General features: G+C 60.6%; 14 protein-coding genes. 6 read left to right on the forward strand and 8 right to left on the reverse strand.

Annotated elements, in window-relative coordinates; genetic code table 11:
• The first annotated feature begins 141 nt into the window (after window positions 1-141).
• Complete coding sequence (locus tag AB7M29_RS06660) at window positions 142-1,356, forward strand: MFS transporter (protein ID WP_217855761.1); 1,215 nt, start codon at window positions 142-144, stop codon at window positions 1,354-1,356.
• On the opposite strand, the gene cueR is transcribed toward AB7M29_RS06660, so the two are convergent.
• The 3 genes from cueR to AB7M29_RS06675 form a co-directional block, all read right to left on the reverse strand.
• The gene (gene cueR, locus AB7M29_RS06665) at window positions 1,310-1,723 is read right to left on the reverse strand and encodes a Cu(I)-responsive transcriptional regulator (protein ID WP_007907120.1); all 414 of its coding nucleotides are present in this window, start codon (window positions 1,721-1,723) and stop codon (window positions 1,310-1,312) included. The two genes, AB7M29_RS06660 and cueR, sit on opposite strands and share 47 nt — an antisense overlap.
• On the reverse strand, window positions 1,720-4,113 hold the full coding sequence (locus AB7M29_RS06670; protein WP_454246571.1) for a heavy metal translocating P-type ATPase: 2,394 nt from the start codon (window positions 4,111-4,113) through the stop codon (window positions 1,720-1,722). Before AB7M29_RS06670 ends, cueR begins: the two co-directional genes overlap by 4 nt.
• Window positions 4,114-4,350: 237 nt before the next feature.
• Window positions 4,351-4,734 (reverse strand): hypothetical protein, encoded by a 384-nt coding sequence (locus AB7M29_RS06675; protein ID WP_048396201.1) that lies wholly within the window; start codon window positions 4,732-4,734, stop codon window positions 4,351-4,353.
• A 160-nt stretch (window positions 4,735-4,894) separates the two neighbouring features.
• Here AB7M29_RS06675 and AB7M29_RS06680 point away from each other — a divergent pair, with 160 nt between their 5' ends.
• Together AB7M29_RS06680 and AB7M29_RS06685 are read left to right on the forward strand one after the other, a co-directional pair.
• Window positions 4,895-5,092 (forward strand): cation transporter, encoded by a 198-nt coding sequence (locus tag AB7M29_RS06680; RefSeq protein WP_217855765.1) that lies wholly within the window; start codon window positions 4,895-4,897, stop codon window positions 5,090-5,092.
• 107 nt (window positions 5,093-5,199) lie between these two features.
• Complete coding sequence (locus AB7M29_RS06685; RefSeq protein WP_217855767.1) at window positions 5,200-6,396, forward strand: multidrug effflux MFS transporter; 1,197 nt, start codon at window positions 5,200-5,202, stop codon at window positions 6,394-6,396.
• Window positions 6,397-6,404: 8 nt separating this feature from the next.
• Here AB7M29_RS06685 and AB7M29_RS06690 read toward each other — a convergent pair whose 3' ends face one another.
• Together AB7M29_RS06690 and AB7M29_RS06695 are read right to left on the reverse strand one after the other, a co-directional pair.
• Window positions 6,405-6,575, reverse strand: coding sequence for a hypothetical protein (locus tag AB7M29_RS06690; protein ID WP_217855769.1), 171 nt, complete (start codon window positions 6,573-6,575; stop codon window positions 6,405-6,407).
• 158 nt (window positions 6,576-6,733) lie between these two features.
• Entirely contained in the window at window positions 6,734-7,747 is a 1,014-nt protein-coding gene (locus AB7M29_RS06695; protein WP_454246572.1) for a zinc-binding alcohol dehydrogenase family protein, read from the reverse strand.
• A gap of 118 nt (window positions 7,748-7,865) precedes the next feature.
• Between AB7M29_RS06695 and AB7M29_RS06700 the strand changes: the two genes are divergently transcribed.
• The 3 genes from AB7M29_RS06700 (at window position 7,866) to AB7M29_RS06710 (ending at window position 11,361) form a co-directional block, all read left to right on the forward strand.
• Window positions 7,866-8,795, forward strand: a complete 930-nt coding sequence (locus AB7M29_RS06700) for a LysR family transcriptional regulator (RefSeq protein ID WP_454246573.1) — start codon at window positions 7,866-7,868, stop codon at window positions 8,793-8,795.
• Between the two features lie 315 nt (window positions 8,796-9,110).
• Entirely contained in the window at window positions 9,111-9,845 is a 735-nt protein-coding gene (locus tag AB7M29_RS06705) for an ArsR/SmtB family transcription factor (RefSeq protein WP_217855775.1), read from the forward strand.
• Window positions 9,846-9,978: 133 nt separating this feature from the next.
• A complete protein-coding gene (locus AB7M29_RS06710) occupies window positions 9,979-11,361 on the forward strand; it encodes an MFS transporter (RefSeq protein ID WP_050681982.1) in 1,383 nt (460 codons plus the stop codon).
• 121 nt (window positions 11,362-11,482) lie between these two features.
• Here the strand turns inward: AB7M29_RS06710 and AB7M29_RS06715 are convergent, their stop codons facing one another.
• From AB7M29_RS06715 to AB7M29_RS06725, 3 genes are all read right to left on the reverse strand, one after another.
• Window positions 11,483-12,436: an adenosine deaminase gene (locus tag AB7M29_RS06715; protein WP_038978824.1), complete on the reverse strand. Its 954-nt coding sequence runs from the start codon at window positions 12,434-12,436 to the stop codon at window positions 11,483-11,485.
• A gap of 81 nt (window positions 12,437-12,517) precedes the next feature.
• Window positions 12,518-13,483 carry a 2-oxoglutarate and iron-dependent oxygenase domain-containing protein gene (locus AB7M29_RS06720; RefSeq protein ID WP_052966566.1) on the reverse strand — a complete coding sequence of 322 codons (966 nt, stop codon included), beginning with the start codon at window positions 13,481-13,483 and terminating at the stop codon, window positions 12,518-12,520.
• Between the two features lie 108 nt (window positions 13,484-13,591).
• A complete protein-coding gene (locus AB7M29_RS06725) occupies window positions 13,592-14,674 on the reverse strand; it encodes a BMP family ABC transporter substrate-binding protein (RefSeq protein WP_305448084.1) in 1,083 nt (360 codons plus the stop codon).
• Window positions 14,675-14,849: the final 175 nt, after the last annotated feature.

Genomic DNA, 14,849 nt, shown 5'->3' on the forward strand with positions numbered 1-14,849 from the left:
ATAGTTTTGCGCCAACACTAAATCTGCGCCCGGCACCGATTTATTGTGGGAGCGAGCCTGCTCGCGAAAGGGCCATCGCCTTCAACATAAAACCTCCTACATACTGCACCGCTCGAAACACCCCACACTCAAGGACTGAATGTGAACTCCACCCGCAATGCCCAATTGATCATCGCCGCCCGGCTGATTTCGGACTTCGGCGCTTTCCTCAACATGGTTGCCCTGGCCACCTACGTCTATCTACTCAGCAACAGCGCCATGAGCGTCGGCATCTTCCTCGCCAGCCGTGTAGCCGGGGGGATCTTTGCCAGCCTGATCGGCACCCGGTTCTATCGCCGCTGGGCTGGGCGCCTGCCGCTGATTGCCTTCGACCTGCTGCGCGCCGGGTTGCTGGGCTTGCTGCTGGTGTTGCCAGTCACCCAACAAGCGCTGCTGCTACCGTTGATCGCGTTCGGCCTGGGGTTCGGCAATTCGATGTTCGCCATTGGCCTCAACAGCCAATTACCGCACATGATCGATAAGGCGCAGCTACTCAAGACCAACGCCTGGATAACCTCGGCGTCATCTGCGGCGATGGTCGGCGGGAGTCTGGTGGCAGGTTTGTTGGTGGCCGGGTTTGGCTTTGAAACGGTGTTTGTCCTGAACGTGGTCACTTACCTGCTGGCGGCGTTGTTGATTGTGCCGCTGCGATTTCCCAGACCGACACTCAGTGACGAGCCCCTTCACCAACAAGGCGAATGGCCGGCCCTGCGTCAGGGTTTGCGCACGGCGCCAGTGCTGGCGGCGATGCTGGCCGTTGCCATGGCCGATACGCTGGGCAGCGCCGCACACAACGTCGGTTTACCGATCATTTCAAAACTGCTGACACCCGAGTCGGCCAGCACCACTCTGGGCCTGATGCTGGCGGTCTGGGCCATCGGGAAATTCATCGGCGCGCGAATCGCCAGTCGTCTGAAAGGTACGGACAACGCGCACCTTGAACGGCGATTTTTCTTCGGTGTGTTGCTGATGTCCTGTGGTTTCATCCTGATGTTCCAACAGCAAACCCTTTACGGCTTGCTGCTGTTTTCATTGCCCGCAGGCTTGGGCGATGGCTTCTCGGAAGTCGGCCTGATGTCGCGCCTGCAACGTGAACCGGACAACCTGCGCCTGCCGATTTTCAGCTTTCTGACGCTGCTGCAAATGACCGGGTTCGGCATCGGCATGTTGATCGCCGCGCCGTTCTATTCCTGGTGGACGCCCGGCTCGGTGGTGTTGTTGTTCCACGGTATTCCCCTCACCACGTTGCTGGTGGCGAAGGGGGTGGCGCTCAGGAGTGAGCGGGTTCGGCGCAGCAGCCCGACGCCAGCTCCTTGAGGATCGGGCAGTCCGGGCGGTGGTCGCCGTGGCAATGTTCTACCAGGTCTTGCAGGGTGTCGCGCAGTTGGCCGAGTTCGCGAATCTTCTGGTTCAACTCATCAATGTGCTGACGGGCCAGCGCCTTCACATCGGCACTGGCTCGCTGACGGTCTTGCCAGAGGGTCAGCAGTTTGCCGACCTCTTCCAGCGAGAAGCCCAAATCCCGAGAGCGCTTGATGAACGCCAGAGTGTGCAGATCGTCGTCGCCATAGACCCGGTAGCCACTGTCGGTGCGATGGGCTGCTTTGAGCAGGCCGATGGACTCGTAATAACGAATCATCTTCGCGCTCAGACCGCTCTGGCGGGCCGCTTGGCCAATGTTCATCGGTTGTCCTCCAGGTCTTTGGGTTTCCAAGTTTTCAACAGTAACGCATTGCTCACCACGCTGACGCTCGACAGCGCCATGGCCGCGCCGGCCAGCACCGGGTTGAGGAAGCCGAACGCCGCCAGTGGCAGGCCGATCAGGTTATAGACGAAGGCCCAGAACAGGTTTTGGCGAATCTTCGCGTAGGTCTTGCGGCTGATTTCCAGCGCCGCCGGCACCAGTCGTGGATCGCCGCGCATCAGGGTGATCCCGGCGGCGTGCATGGCGACGTCGGTACCGCCGCCCATGGCGATGCCGATGTCTGCCGCGGCAAGGGCCGGTGCGTCGTTGATGCCGTCGCCGACCATGGCCACAACACCGGTTTTTTTCAGTGCGGCGACGGTGGCGGCTTTGTCCGCCGGTAATACTTCGGCGTGGACATCGCTGATGCCCAGCGCCTCGGCGACCACCTTGGCGCTGCCGCGGTTATCGCCGGTTAGCAGGTGGCTGCTGATGTTCCGTGCGCTTAAGCGTTGCACCGCTTGCAAGGCGCCGGGTTTGAGCGTGTCACCGAAGGCGAACAGGCCGAGCACTCGCGGTTCAGGGCTTTGTTCGATCAGCCAGGACAAGGTCCGGCCTTCGGTTTCCCAAGTGGTTGCCGAGTCGGCCAATGGCCCGGCGCTCAGTCCGCTTTCTTCCAGCAGACGCCGATTGCCCAAAGCCAACCGTCGACCATCGAGACTGCCGGCAATGCCGCGCCCGGTCAGCGATTGACTGTTGCTGACATCAGCCACGGTCAAGCCGCGCTCGGTGCAGGCATCCAGCACAGCCTTGGCTAACGGGTGTTCACTGCCGCGTTGCAGCGCACCAGCCATTTGCAGCAGAGCAGCTTCATCACCTTCGATGGCACTCAGATGAGCGATGCGCGGCGTACCCGAAGTCAGCGTGCCGGTCTTGTCGAACACCACGGCGCTGACTTCATGGGCGCGCTCCAAAGCTTCGGCGTCCTTGATCAGAATCCCGTAGCGCGCTGCCACACCGGTGCCGGCCATGATTGCCGTCGGCGTGGCCAGCCCGAGTGCACAAGGGCAGGCGATCACCAACACCGCGACGGCGTTGATCAATGCGGTTTCCAGTGGCGCGCCGTACAGCCACCAACCGATCAAGGTCGCCAGCGCGATCAGCAGCACCGCCGGCACGAACACCTGGCTGACTTTATCCACCAGTTTCTGGATCGGTGCTTTCGCCGCCTGCGCGTCTTCGACCAGGCGGATGATCCGCGCCAGCACGGTTTCTGCACCGAGCGCCAAGGTCCGAACCAGCAGCCGACCTTCGCCATTGATGGCCCCGCCGGTGACCTGGTCACCCGGCTGTTTCGGTACTGGCAGGCTCTCGCCGCTGATCAGTGCTTCATCGGCGTGGCTCTGGCCTTCCACCACTTCGCCATCCACCGGGAAGCGTTCGCCGGGTTTGACCATGACCAGATCGTTGAGGCGCAAAGCGCTGATCGCAACGTCCTGCTCGCGGCCATCGATCACCTGAATGGCTCGCTCCGGACGCAAGGCTTCAAGGGCGCGGATGGCACTGGCGGTCTGGCGCTTGGCGCGACTTTCCAGGTATTTGCCCAGCAGTACCAGAGCGATCACCACCGCCGAGGCTTCGAAATACAGGTGCGGTAGGCGGCCGGTGGCGGTGGCCCACTCGTAAACGCTCAAGCCGTAGCCAGCGCTGGTACCCAGGGCCACCAGCAAATCCATGTTGCCGGCGCCGGCGCGCACGGCTTTCCATGCAGCGATATAGAAGCGTGCGCCGAAGATGAACTGCACCGGCGTCGCCAACGCAAACTGCACCCACGCCGGGAGCATCCAGTGCACGCCGAAAGGTTGCAGCACCATCGGCAGCACCAGCGGCAAAGCGAGGGCAATAGCCGCCAGCAAAGCCCAGCGTTCACGGTGTAGTCGTTGTTGTTGATTGTCGATTTGCGGGTGTTCGATTTCCCAGACGCTGGCGGAGTAACCGGCCTTGGTCACGGCGCCGATCAGGGTTTGCGGGTCGACCTGGCCGAGCAATTCGAGGTGGGCACGCTCGTTGGCCAGGTTGACGCTGACGCTCTTCACCCCCGGCACCTTGGCCAGTGCCCGTTCGACGCGGCCAACGCAGGACGCGCAGGTCATGCCGTCGATGCTCAATTCCAGGGTCTGCTGCGGCACGCTGTAACCGGCCTGCTGCACGGCCTCCATCAAGGCCGGCAGGCTGTCACTGGGCGCTTGAACCCGGGCCTGTTCGGTGGCCAGGTTGACGCTGACGGCCGTGGCGCCGAGAACTTTGCTCAAGGCACGCTCGACACGCCCGGCGCAACTGGCGCAGGTCATGCCGGCAATCGGCAGATCGAAGGTGGTGGATTCGGACATCGGTCACGCTCCCTGTAGAAATTACCTACAGGATCAACCTTGCCATGCGGGCAAGGTCAAGCGCCACTCTGTAAATCGTTGCGACCCAAATCCTGGAAGGACAGGGAGACCATGTCGCGCCCTTCGCGAGCAAGCCCGCTCCCACAGGTCTTGCATAAATCCTGTGGGAGCGGGCTTGCTCGCGAAGAGGCCATAACATTCACCCACGAAGATGAGTCAGCCCCCATACGCTGGGTTTCAGTATTCGAGGGCGGCAGGCTTGAGGTACATCCCTTCCTGCGTCATCGCAATCCGGAACTTCAACACGTCCCCGGCCTTGAGCGTGATGTTCTGCGAGCCCGGCGCGAGCATGCCCGGGTTGCACCCCGGCGCCTGGCCCGGCAGCAGTTTGAGGCGCAGGGACACATTGCCCGGCGGCAGGTTGAACGAGGTGCTCTGTTCCTGGAACAGTCGCGCCGATAGCTGATCCTGGATGTACACGCCGATTTCACAGGAAGTCGACACTTCCAGGCGCTCGCGGGAAATGATCAGCACGCCGTAGTCCTCCCCGGCGGCTTGGACCGAAGGTGTCGCGGCAAATAGGCTGAGGAAGCCAAACAGGCTGAGAGCTGACCAGCGCATGGCTGAATCTCCTGATGTCGAGTCATAGATGGACGCAGCTTGGCCGAGCACGGCGCCGATTGCCAGCCCGGCAGCTTGCTTCAGAACTTGACCTTGCCATGGTGGCAAGCTCGAGACTGCCCTCAACCCGTATTGAAGGGCCCCATTAAGGAGACGTCCCATGCAAGTGTTCAACGTTGAAGGCATGTCCTGCGGTCATTGCGTCAAGGCCATCACTCAGGCGCTGCAAACCAAGGATCCCGCGGCCAGCGTGCGCATTGATCTGGCGGCAAAAGAAGTCGGCGTTGAAAGTGCGCTGACGGCTGATCAGGTGATCGCTGCAATCAGCGAAGAGGGTTATGACGTCAAATTGGCCTGAGTTTTTTAATAGTTAGCGACCTAACGGAATGTTCAAGGCGTCCACGCCCGGCTAGACTGTTGGCCTGCCGATCCATGGCCAACCTGCATGCCTAACCTGGACGCCTGATGAACCTCCGTACAATCCTGATTCTCGGCGCCTTGAGCGCTTTCGGTCCGCTGGCGATCGATTTCTATCTGCCGGCATTCCCGGCGATGGCGCTCGCTTTCGGCACCGACGAAAAACACGTTCAACTGACCCTGGCGGCCTATTTCCTCGGTCTGTCCATTGGCCAACTGGCGTACGGCCCGGTGGCGGATCGCTTTGGACGGCGGATTCCCTTGCTGACAGGTCTCGGCTTATTCACCGCCGCTTCATTGGCCTGTGCCTATGCGCCGACTCTGGAGTGGCTGATTGGCGCACGTTTCGTCCAGGCGCTGGGTGGTTGCGCGGGCATGGTGATTTCGCGGGCGGTGGTCAGCGATAAATGCGATGCGGTGGGTTCGGCGAAGGTCTTTTCGCAGTTGATGCTGGTGATGGGCCTGGCGCCGATTCTTGCGCCGATGCTGGGCGGGTTGCTGGTCAACACGACTGGCTGGCAATCGATCTTTCTCGTGCTGACCGGTTTTAGTGCACTGGCAGGGTTGGCAGTGGCCCTCGGGCTGCCGGAAAGTCTGCCGGCCCATGTGCCGCGCCAACCGTTGTCGGGCGCGCTGCGTCAGTACGGTCGGTTGTTGGCGGACCCGATCTTCCTCGGCCATGCCCTGACTGGCGGTGTCGCCATCGCCGGGATGTTTGCCTACATCGCCGGTTCACCGTTCGTCTTCATCAAACTCTATGGCGTGCCCGCCGAGCATTTCGGCTGGCTGTTCGGCATTAACGCGGCGGGGTTCATTCTGGTGGCCCAGGTCAATGCCCGGATGCTGGCCAAGCGCGGTCCGGCCTTTTTACTGGCGCGTACCGTCTGGCTCTATCTGGCGGGCGGTCTGGCTCTGTTGGCGGTCAGCGCGTTGCACACCGCGCAGTTGTGGCCGTTGCTGATTCCGCTTTTCCTCTGCATCGCCAGCCTGGGTTGTATTGTGCCCAACGCCTCGGCCTGCGCCATGAACGGGCAGGGCGCGCGGGCGGGCAGTGCCTCGGCGATGCTCGGTTGCCTGCAGTTCAGCGTTGCCGCCGGGGCCGCAGCATTGGTGGGGGTTTTGCATGATGGCAGCGCCATGCCGATGGCCCAGGTCATCAGCCTGTGCGGGATTCTGGTGGTGAGCGCGGCAACGCTCACCCGACGTTTGCAAAATGCCCGGGCGCTGACGCAAGCCCAGGTCTGAGGACGGACTCAGCCAGCAGCGCGATGCTGACGGTCGGGAAACTGATGGGGCGCGTGCAAGCGCGCTTCAAGCGTTTTAGTGAAGGCCAGAGCTTCGGCCTCACTGCGGAACGTCACGGCGTGTTGATCCAGGCGGACCTGCCAGCGGGATGTTGCCACTTCTTTTATCAGGATCTTCATTGCTGACTCCTCTCGTAAAAGACATCACGTAAATGATTGTTCGCAGAGTTTTCGATTGTAGACCCGAATACGATCGCAATTGTGACAACGATCAATTCTCTGACTGACGGCAAAAGATCGCCGGCTCCAACGAAGGCTGCGATCTTTTGATCTTCAGGTCAGAACCCTTCAAGCACAATCTTGCCCTTGGACTTACCACTCTCAAGCAGCTCATGGGCACGCCGCAGGTTGGCCGCGTTGATGGTCCCGAAGTGCTCGCCGACCGTGGTTTTCAGCGTGCCTGCATCGATCAGCCCGGCGACGCGGTTGAGCAGTTTGTGTTGCTCGATCATGTCTGCGGTTTCGAACAGCGAGCGGGTGTACATGAATTCCCAGTGCAGCGACAGGCTCTTGCGCTTGAGCTTGGTCACGTCCAGCGACTTCGGATCATCGATCAGCGCCAGTTTGCCCTGCGGCGCCAATGCCTCCACCAATTGATCCAGGTGTTGGTCGGTCTGAGTCAGGCTGGCGACGTGGGTCACATACTCGAACCCCGCACGTTTGAGTTCGTCACTCAGCGGCTGGCTATGATCGATCACCTGATTGGCGCCCAAGTCACGCACCCAGCTCTGGGTTTGTGCACGGGAAGCGGTGCCGATGACCTTCAGCCCGGTGAGCTGGCTGGCCAATTGCGTGAGGATCGAACCCACACCGCCAGCGGCACCGACGATCAGCAGGCTCTGGCCCTCATCGGTTTTGCCTTCGCGCACTTGCAGGCGTTCGAACAGCAGTTCCCACGCAGTAATGGCGGTCAGCGGCAGGGCGGCGGCTTCGGCGAAACCGAGGGTTTTCGGCATATGGCCGACGATTCGTTCGTCCACCACATGCAACTCGCTATTGCCGCCGGCACGGGCAATGGAGCCGGCGTAGAACACTTTGTCGCCAGTCTTGAACAAGGTCACTTCGCTGCCGACGGCCTTGACCACACCGGCCACGTCCCAGCCCAGCACTTTTGCCGCGCCACCTTCAGGCTGGACGTTCTGGCGGACCTTGGTGTCCACCGGGTTGACCGAGATGGCTTTGACCTCCACCAACAGGTCGCGCGGGCCGGCGACCGGTTCTGGCAGTTCGATGTCCTGCAGGGATTTTTCGTCGCTGATGGGCAGGGAGGCGTAGTAGGCGATGGCTTTCATGGTGGGTTCCTGAGCGGGAGTAATTTCGATGGGACAGATGATTGGTTATTTCCCGGGAAGATAAAACCCGCTAAAAGAGCAGTCTCTTTCAATATTTTTTTGATAATCGGGGCTGACGATGTTGCGTTTCGATGACTTGCAGTTGTTCGTTCGGGCCGCGGACCTAGGCAGTCTGTCGGCGGCGGCGCGGGTGATGGATATGTCGGCAGCGGTGGCCAGTGCGGCGTTGAAGCGCATCGAACAGCAACTCGGCGCACGCTTGCTCACCCGTTCTACCCGTAGCCTGCGCTTGACCGCTGAAGGCGAGGGCTTTCTGGAATACGCCCGGGCAGCCTTGAGCAACCTTGATGAGGGTCGCCGCTTGCTGGCCAGCGGGCAGGATCAGGTCAGCGGGATTTTGCAGCTGTCGGCGCCTTCGGATTTCGGTCGCAACCTGCTGTTGCCGTGGCTCGACGAGTTTCAGCGTGAGCATCCGAAACTCACGGTGCGGTTGCTGCTGGGCGACCGCATCGCCGACCTGTTCCGCCAACCGGTGGACATTGCCCTGCGTTATGGCGAGCCGGAAGACTCGAGTCTGGTGGCGCTGCCCATTGCCCCGCAAAACCGTCGCGTGCTCTGTGCGGCGCCGAGTTACCTGGCCCGGCATGGCGAACCTCGGCATCTGGAGCAACTGGCTCAGCACAATTGCCTGTTGTTCATGCTCGGCGGCCGGGTCCACGATCACTGGAGTTTCCACGATGGCAAACGGGAAGTGAGCCTGACGGTCAGTGGCGATCGCTTCAGTGACGACGCCGATGTTGTGCGTCTGTGGGCCGTGGCGGGGGCGGGAATTGCGTATAAGTCCTGGCTCGATGTCGCTGCCGATGTATTGGCTGGCCGGTTGAAAGTGCTGATGCCGGAGTTGCTTTGTGAGCGCGCACCGCTGAATTTGCTGTGCGCCCATCGCGCACAATTGAGTAAGCCGGTGAACCTTTTGCGGGAAATGCTTGCCAGCCGATGCGCTCGCATAAGCAGTCAATTTCCGACGAAATCGGATGTCGATCATTAGTCGCAGGCAAATAGCGAAATTTCTGTCAGGAACTATCACCACCAATGGATCCCCGAGGGCAGGAACCGGCGGTTAACCCGCTTATACTAGCGCTCGCCTCATGTACGCACCGTCGACCTCGCAATGGCGAGTTCAGGTTCGATTCGGTCATACCCGATGGTCATCACCGGACCTTCGTTGCATCCGCGAAGCAATGGCCTGGGTGAGTGGGTGGCTTTGCCGGTTTATGGCGGTTTTCGCGTCTTGGCCGACGACACATTACTGGTCAAGATGTCTCTGAGCAGTAGACGAAACGATTCAACAGGGAGTGAATACATGGAACATGCACCTTGCATCAGCCAGATCGCCACATTGCTGGCTGACCCAAAGCGCAGCGCAATGATGTGGGCCTTGATGGACGGCTCGGCGCGGCAAACCGAAGAGCTGGCGTTGCTGGCCGGCCTGTCGCCGTCTTCGGCCAGTGCGCATTTAGGGCGTTTGTCCGCCGGAGGTCTGTTGAAAGTCGAAACCCGTGGACGCAAACGGTTTTTCCGGCTTGCCGCGCCCGAAGTCGGCGCCGCGATAGAGGCCCTGGCCAGCGCGACCCTGGCCAGTGCGCCTCGGGACATTCCAGAGGTTTTCAAACGCGCGAGCCCTATCGCCAAACCTCAGGCGGCGCCTTCGTCACTGCTGCGAGCCAGGCTCTGCGACGACCATCTGGGCGGCACCCTGGCCGCCGACCTCTACCAGCGTCTGCTGGATGCGGGGTGGATCGAGCAATTCGATCAGCGGGTCATGATCACCCACAAGGGCGCCACACAATTGGCAACGCGCGGTGTGTTCATCCAGGCGCTGGCTCATCGCAACAGCAGAGTCGCCTGCGCTTGCCCGGACTGGAGCGAAAGACGCCCGCACATGGGCGGTTCATTGGGTGCGGCGTTGTTGCAGCTGTTCATGCAATCCGGCTGGTTGAGCCTGCCCAACGATTCGCGAGCCTTGCAGATCACCGCTGCGGGGCAACGGGAAATCCACCGCTTCGCCAAGGAAACCGAGCTGGAAATGGCGCTTTAGACCATTGAGGTGCGACGTCCGGGATTTGTTTCAGGCGTCGTTCAGAGCTGTGGACAGGTCGCATCCAGCAATAATCCCCAGCCGCTATCGCGCACACTCGATCCGGGGATTTTCAGGATTGGGGGAATGAGGCATGGAAACACGAAGCTTCAGCGCGGCAGAACGATTGGAACGGCTGCCCATCAGCGGTTATCACCGCATCATTTTCATCATCATTGCCTTGGCGTTTTTCTTCGACTCCATGGACTTGGCGATGATGACCTTTCTGCTCGGCTCGATAAAAACCGAGTTCGGCTTGAGTACGGCGCAGGCCGGGTTGCTGGCCAGTTCGAGTTTTTTCGGCATGGTTCTGGGCGCATCGCTGTCCGGCATGCTGGCCGACCGCTTCGGGCGCAAACCAGTGTTCCAGTGGAGCATTGTGTTGTGGGGCATCGCCAGCTACCTGTGCTCCACGGCGCAGAACGTCGAAACGCTGACGCTGTTCCGAGTCTTGCTGGGAATCGGCATGGGCATGGAATTTCCGATTGCCCAGTCGATGCTATCCGAGCTGATTCCGGCAAAGCGACGCGGGCGTTACATCGCATTGATGGATGGTTTTTGGCCGCTCGGTTTCGTCGCGGCCGGGGTGCTGTCGTACTTCCTGTTACCAGTGATTGGCTGGCGCGACATCTTTCTGGTGTTGGCGGTGCCGGCGGTGTTCGTCCTGGCGATTCGTTTTTTCATTCCCGAGTCACCGCGCTGGCTGGAGCAGGCCGGGCATCATGACGCGGCGGATAAGGTTTTGCGCGGCATCGAAGACCGGGTTCGGGCTTCACTGGGCCGTGCGGAGTTGCCTGCCCCGATTCGCCTGCCCCGGGTGGCGAGTCAACCGGGCACTTTCTTCTCTGCGCTACGAGAGATCTGGTCGGCGCAGTATCGCCAGCGCACGATGATGATCTGGAGCGTGTGGTTCTTCGCCTTGCTGGGTTTCTATGGCCTGACGTCCTGGCTCAGCGCACTGTTGCAACAATCGGGTTTTGCCGTGACCCAATCGGTGTATTACACGGTGGTGATTTCCCTCGGCGGAATTCCCGGTTTCCTCATGGCCGCTTGGCTGGTGGAGCGTTGGGGGCGTAAACCGGTGTGCGTCGTGACATTGCTCGGCGGTGGGGTCATGGCGTTTCTTTATGGCCAGAGTGCAGTGTTCGGTGGCAACGTCAGTCTGTTGATTACCTCGGGGCTGCTGATGCAGTTCTTTCTGTTCGGCATGTGGGCGGTGCTCTACACCTACACCCCTGAGTTGTACCCGACATCGGCACGCGCCACGGGCTCGGGGTTCGCGTCAGCCATCGGCCGCGTGGGGTCGTTGCTCGGGCCGTTGGTGACCGGGCTGGTGTTCCCGATGACCGGGCAGGGCGGAGTGTTTGCGCTGGGGGCGATGTGCTTTGCGATTGCGGCGGGGGTGGTGTGGATGTTCGGGATGGAGACCCGGGGCAAGACGTTGGAAGAGTTGAGTGAGCCGGTGATTATCAATTAATCACCGATTAAATGTGGGAGCGGGCTTGCTCGCGAAAGCGGTATGCCAGTCGACATCATCGTTGACTGACACGCCGCTTTTCGCGAGCAAGCCCGCTCCCACATGGGTTGTGCGGTAAACCTTACGGTTTCACCAACCGCGCATCCAGGCTGTTCTGCGCCAGGCGCTTGGCCTGATCCTGGGTCATGCCCAGATCGGTGTACAGCGCATGGAAGTTCTCGGTGACATACCCGCCGAAGTAGGCCGGGTCATCGGAGTTCACCGTGACCTTCACACCGCGCTCCAGCATGTCGAGGATGTTGTGTTGGGACATGTGATCGAACACACAGAGCTTGGTGTTCGACAATGGGCACACGGTCAGCGGGATCTGCTCGTCGATGATCCGCTGCATCAAGCGCTCGTCTTCGATGGCGCGCACGCCATGGTCGATGCGCTGGATTTTTAGCAGGTCGAGGGCTTCCCAGATGTACTCGGGCGGGCCTTCTTCACCGGCGTGGGCCACGGTCAGGAAGCCTTCGTTGCGCGCACGATCGAACACCCGCTGGAACTTGCTCGGCGGGTGGCCCATCTCCGAACTGTCCAGGCCCACGGCGACAAACGCATCGCGGAACGGCAATGCCTGGTCGAGGGTTTTCTGCGCTTCGTCTTCGCTCAAGTGACGCAGGAAACTGAGGATCAAACCACTGGTGATGCCCAGCTGCTGCTCGCCATCCTTCAGTGCGGCGGCGATGCCGTTGAGCACCACTTCGAACGGGATGCCACGGTCGGTGTGGGTTTGCGGGTCGAAGAACGGTTCGGTGTGAATCACGTTCTGCGCCTTGCAGCGCAACAGGTAGGCCCAGGTCAGGTCGTAGAAATCCTGAGACGTGCGCAACACATCGGCGCCCTGGTAATACAGGTCGAGAAACTCTTGCAGGTTATTGAAGGCGTAAGCCTTGCGCAGGGTTTCAACGTCGCTCCACGGCAGGGCGATCTTGTTGCGTTCGGCCAGGGCGAACAGCAGCTCAGGTTCCAGCGAACCTTCCAGGTGCAAGTGCAATTCTGCCTTGGGCAGGGCGTTCAGCCAGTCGTACATTTTTGAATTCTCATCAGGTGCAATGAGGGCATTCTACAGATGCCCGCAGAAACAATGAGCAAAACCTGACCAGCCGGTTCATTACACGGCTTCCTGTTCCCGTCGATAGGCGTAGGTATCGGCGAAACGCGACAGCAGGAATTCGGCGCAGGTGGTGGCCGGATACTTCGCCGGATGCCGTTCGTCCTGGCAACCGGGCAGGCATTCGATGGGCGTGTCGGGATGCGGTTCGGCAAAGAACGGCATCGAGTACCGATCCACCCCCAGCGGGCTGATCACCCGGTGCGGCGTCGACAGGTAACGGTCGTTACTCCAGCGCGCCATCATGTCGCCGAGATTCACCACGAAGGTGCCTTCTATCGGCGGCGCATCGATCCATTCGCCCTGTACGTTGCGCACTTGCAGACCGCCAGCGGCATCCTGGTAGAGCAGGGTGATGCAGCCGTAATCGGTGTGAGCGCCGGCACCTTGCTGATCTTCGGTGCTGGCAGTGTGGCGCGGCGGGTAGTGAATCATCCGCAGCACGCTGACCGGTTCGTTGAAACGTGTATCGAAGAAATCGCGCTCGATGCCCAGCGCCAGGGTCATGGCCCGCAACAGGGTTTGAGCGAGCGCCTGCATGTCGACGTAGTGTTGCTCCATCAGCGATTCCCAACCGGGCATCGACGGATGACGGTTGGGGCCGCGCAAAGGTTTTTCCGCAATAACCTCGGGATGATCGGCCGGCAGGTGCAGCCCCATGTCGAAGGTTTCTTTCAGATCGCTGGGTTTGCTCGGGTCGAGTTGTTCGGTGGCGATGGCGCCATAGCCGCGGTGGTGGCGGGTCTGGGTGATGTCGATCTTGAGTTTTTCAGCGGCAGGCAGGGCGAAGAAGCGTTGGGCATGGTCGAGCACGGCATCGATACGCGACGGGGCGATCGGGTGGCCCTTGATATAGAAAAAGCCCCATTCGCGGCAGGCATGGTCGATTTGTGTGGCGATCGATTGCCAGGCGTTTTGATCAGCGCTGTAGAGCGGGCTGATGTCGATGATCGGGAGTTGGTTCATGCGCAGTCCTGATAAATGCGATGTCTGAAACACAACCAAGCACACACCATAAATCCAGTGTGGGAGCGGGCTTGCTCGCTCCCACAGGGTTTTGTGTTCGGGCCGGAATTACTTCGGTATCTCGGCCTTCATGCCTTCGACGTAATAGTTCATCGACGCCAGTTCCGCATTGGTTGCCGTCGCACCCGCCGGAATTTTCTCCACGCCGGCCTGGTCCTTGATCGGCCCGGTGAACGGATGCAACGCACCGCTCTTGATGTCGGCGATGATCTGCTCGGCTTCGGTTTTCACCGCGGCCGGTACCAGGTCGCTGATCGGCAGCTCAACCGTGCCTTCCTTCAGACCGCCCCAATAATCCTGGGATTTCCATGTGTGGTCGAGCACGCTTTGGGTCGCCTGAATGTAGTGCGGTCCCCAGTCGTTGACGATAGACGTCAGCACCGCTTTCGGCCCGAAATGCGCCATGTCCGACGCATAACCGACGGCGTACACGCCACGCCGTTCGGCCGCCTGGATCGGTGCCGGGCTGTCGGTGTGCTGGAACACCACGTCCACGCCCTGATCGATCAACGCATTGGCGGCGTCGGCTTCTTTACCCGGATCGAACCAGGAATTGACCCACACCACTTTGATCTCGGTGCCAGGGTTGTACTTGTTCAGGGCTAGCTGGATAGCGTTGATGTCGCGGATGACTTCCGGAATCGGGAACGAGGCGACGTAGCCGACTTTCTTGGTCTTGGTCATCTTCGCCGCGAGGAAACCGCCGACGTAGCGGCCCTCGTAAGTGCGCGCCAGGTAAGTGCCAAGGTTCTTGTCTTGTTTATAGCCGGTGGCGTGTTCGAAGGTCACCTTGGGAAATTGCTTGGCAACTTTCAGGGTCGGGTTCATGTAGCCAAAGGATGTGGTGAAAATCAGGTCGTACTTGTCCTTGGCCATGTTGCGGATCACCCGCTCGGCATCGGCGCCCTCGGCGACGTTCTCCACGTAGTTGGTGGTGATTTGCTCACCGAACTTCTCAGCCAGCGCCTTGCGTCCCTGTTCATGCTGATACGTCCAGCCGTGGTCACCGATCGGACCGATATAGACGAAGCCGACTTTCAGCGGGTCGGCAGCACTGGCGGTCAGGCTGGCGCTCAGACCGATGGCTGCGGCGACAGCGCAAAGCAGCTGCTTCAACGGACGTTTATGCATGAACTGGAACTCCATTTTGTTGTGAGATGGAGGAGGGCAATGCAAATTGCTGACCAACAGGACAACAAATGGATCGAAATCGCGTAACGGCCATCGCGGGCAAGCCTGCTCCCACATGACCTGCCCAAATCCTGTGGGAGCGGGCTTGCCCGCGAAGAGACCCGTAAGGCCGATA

It is taken from the genome of Pseudomonas sp. F-14 TE3623 (assembly GCF_053629015.1).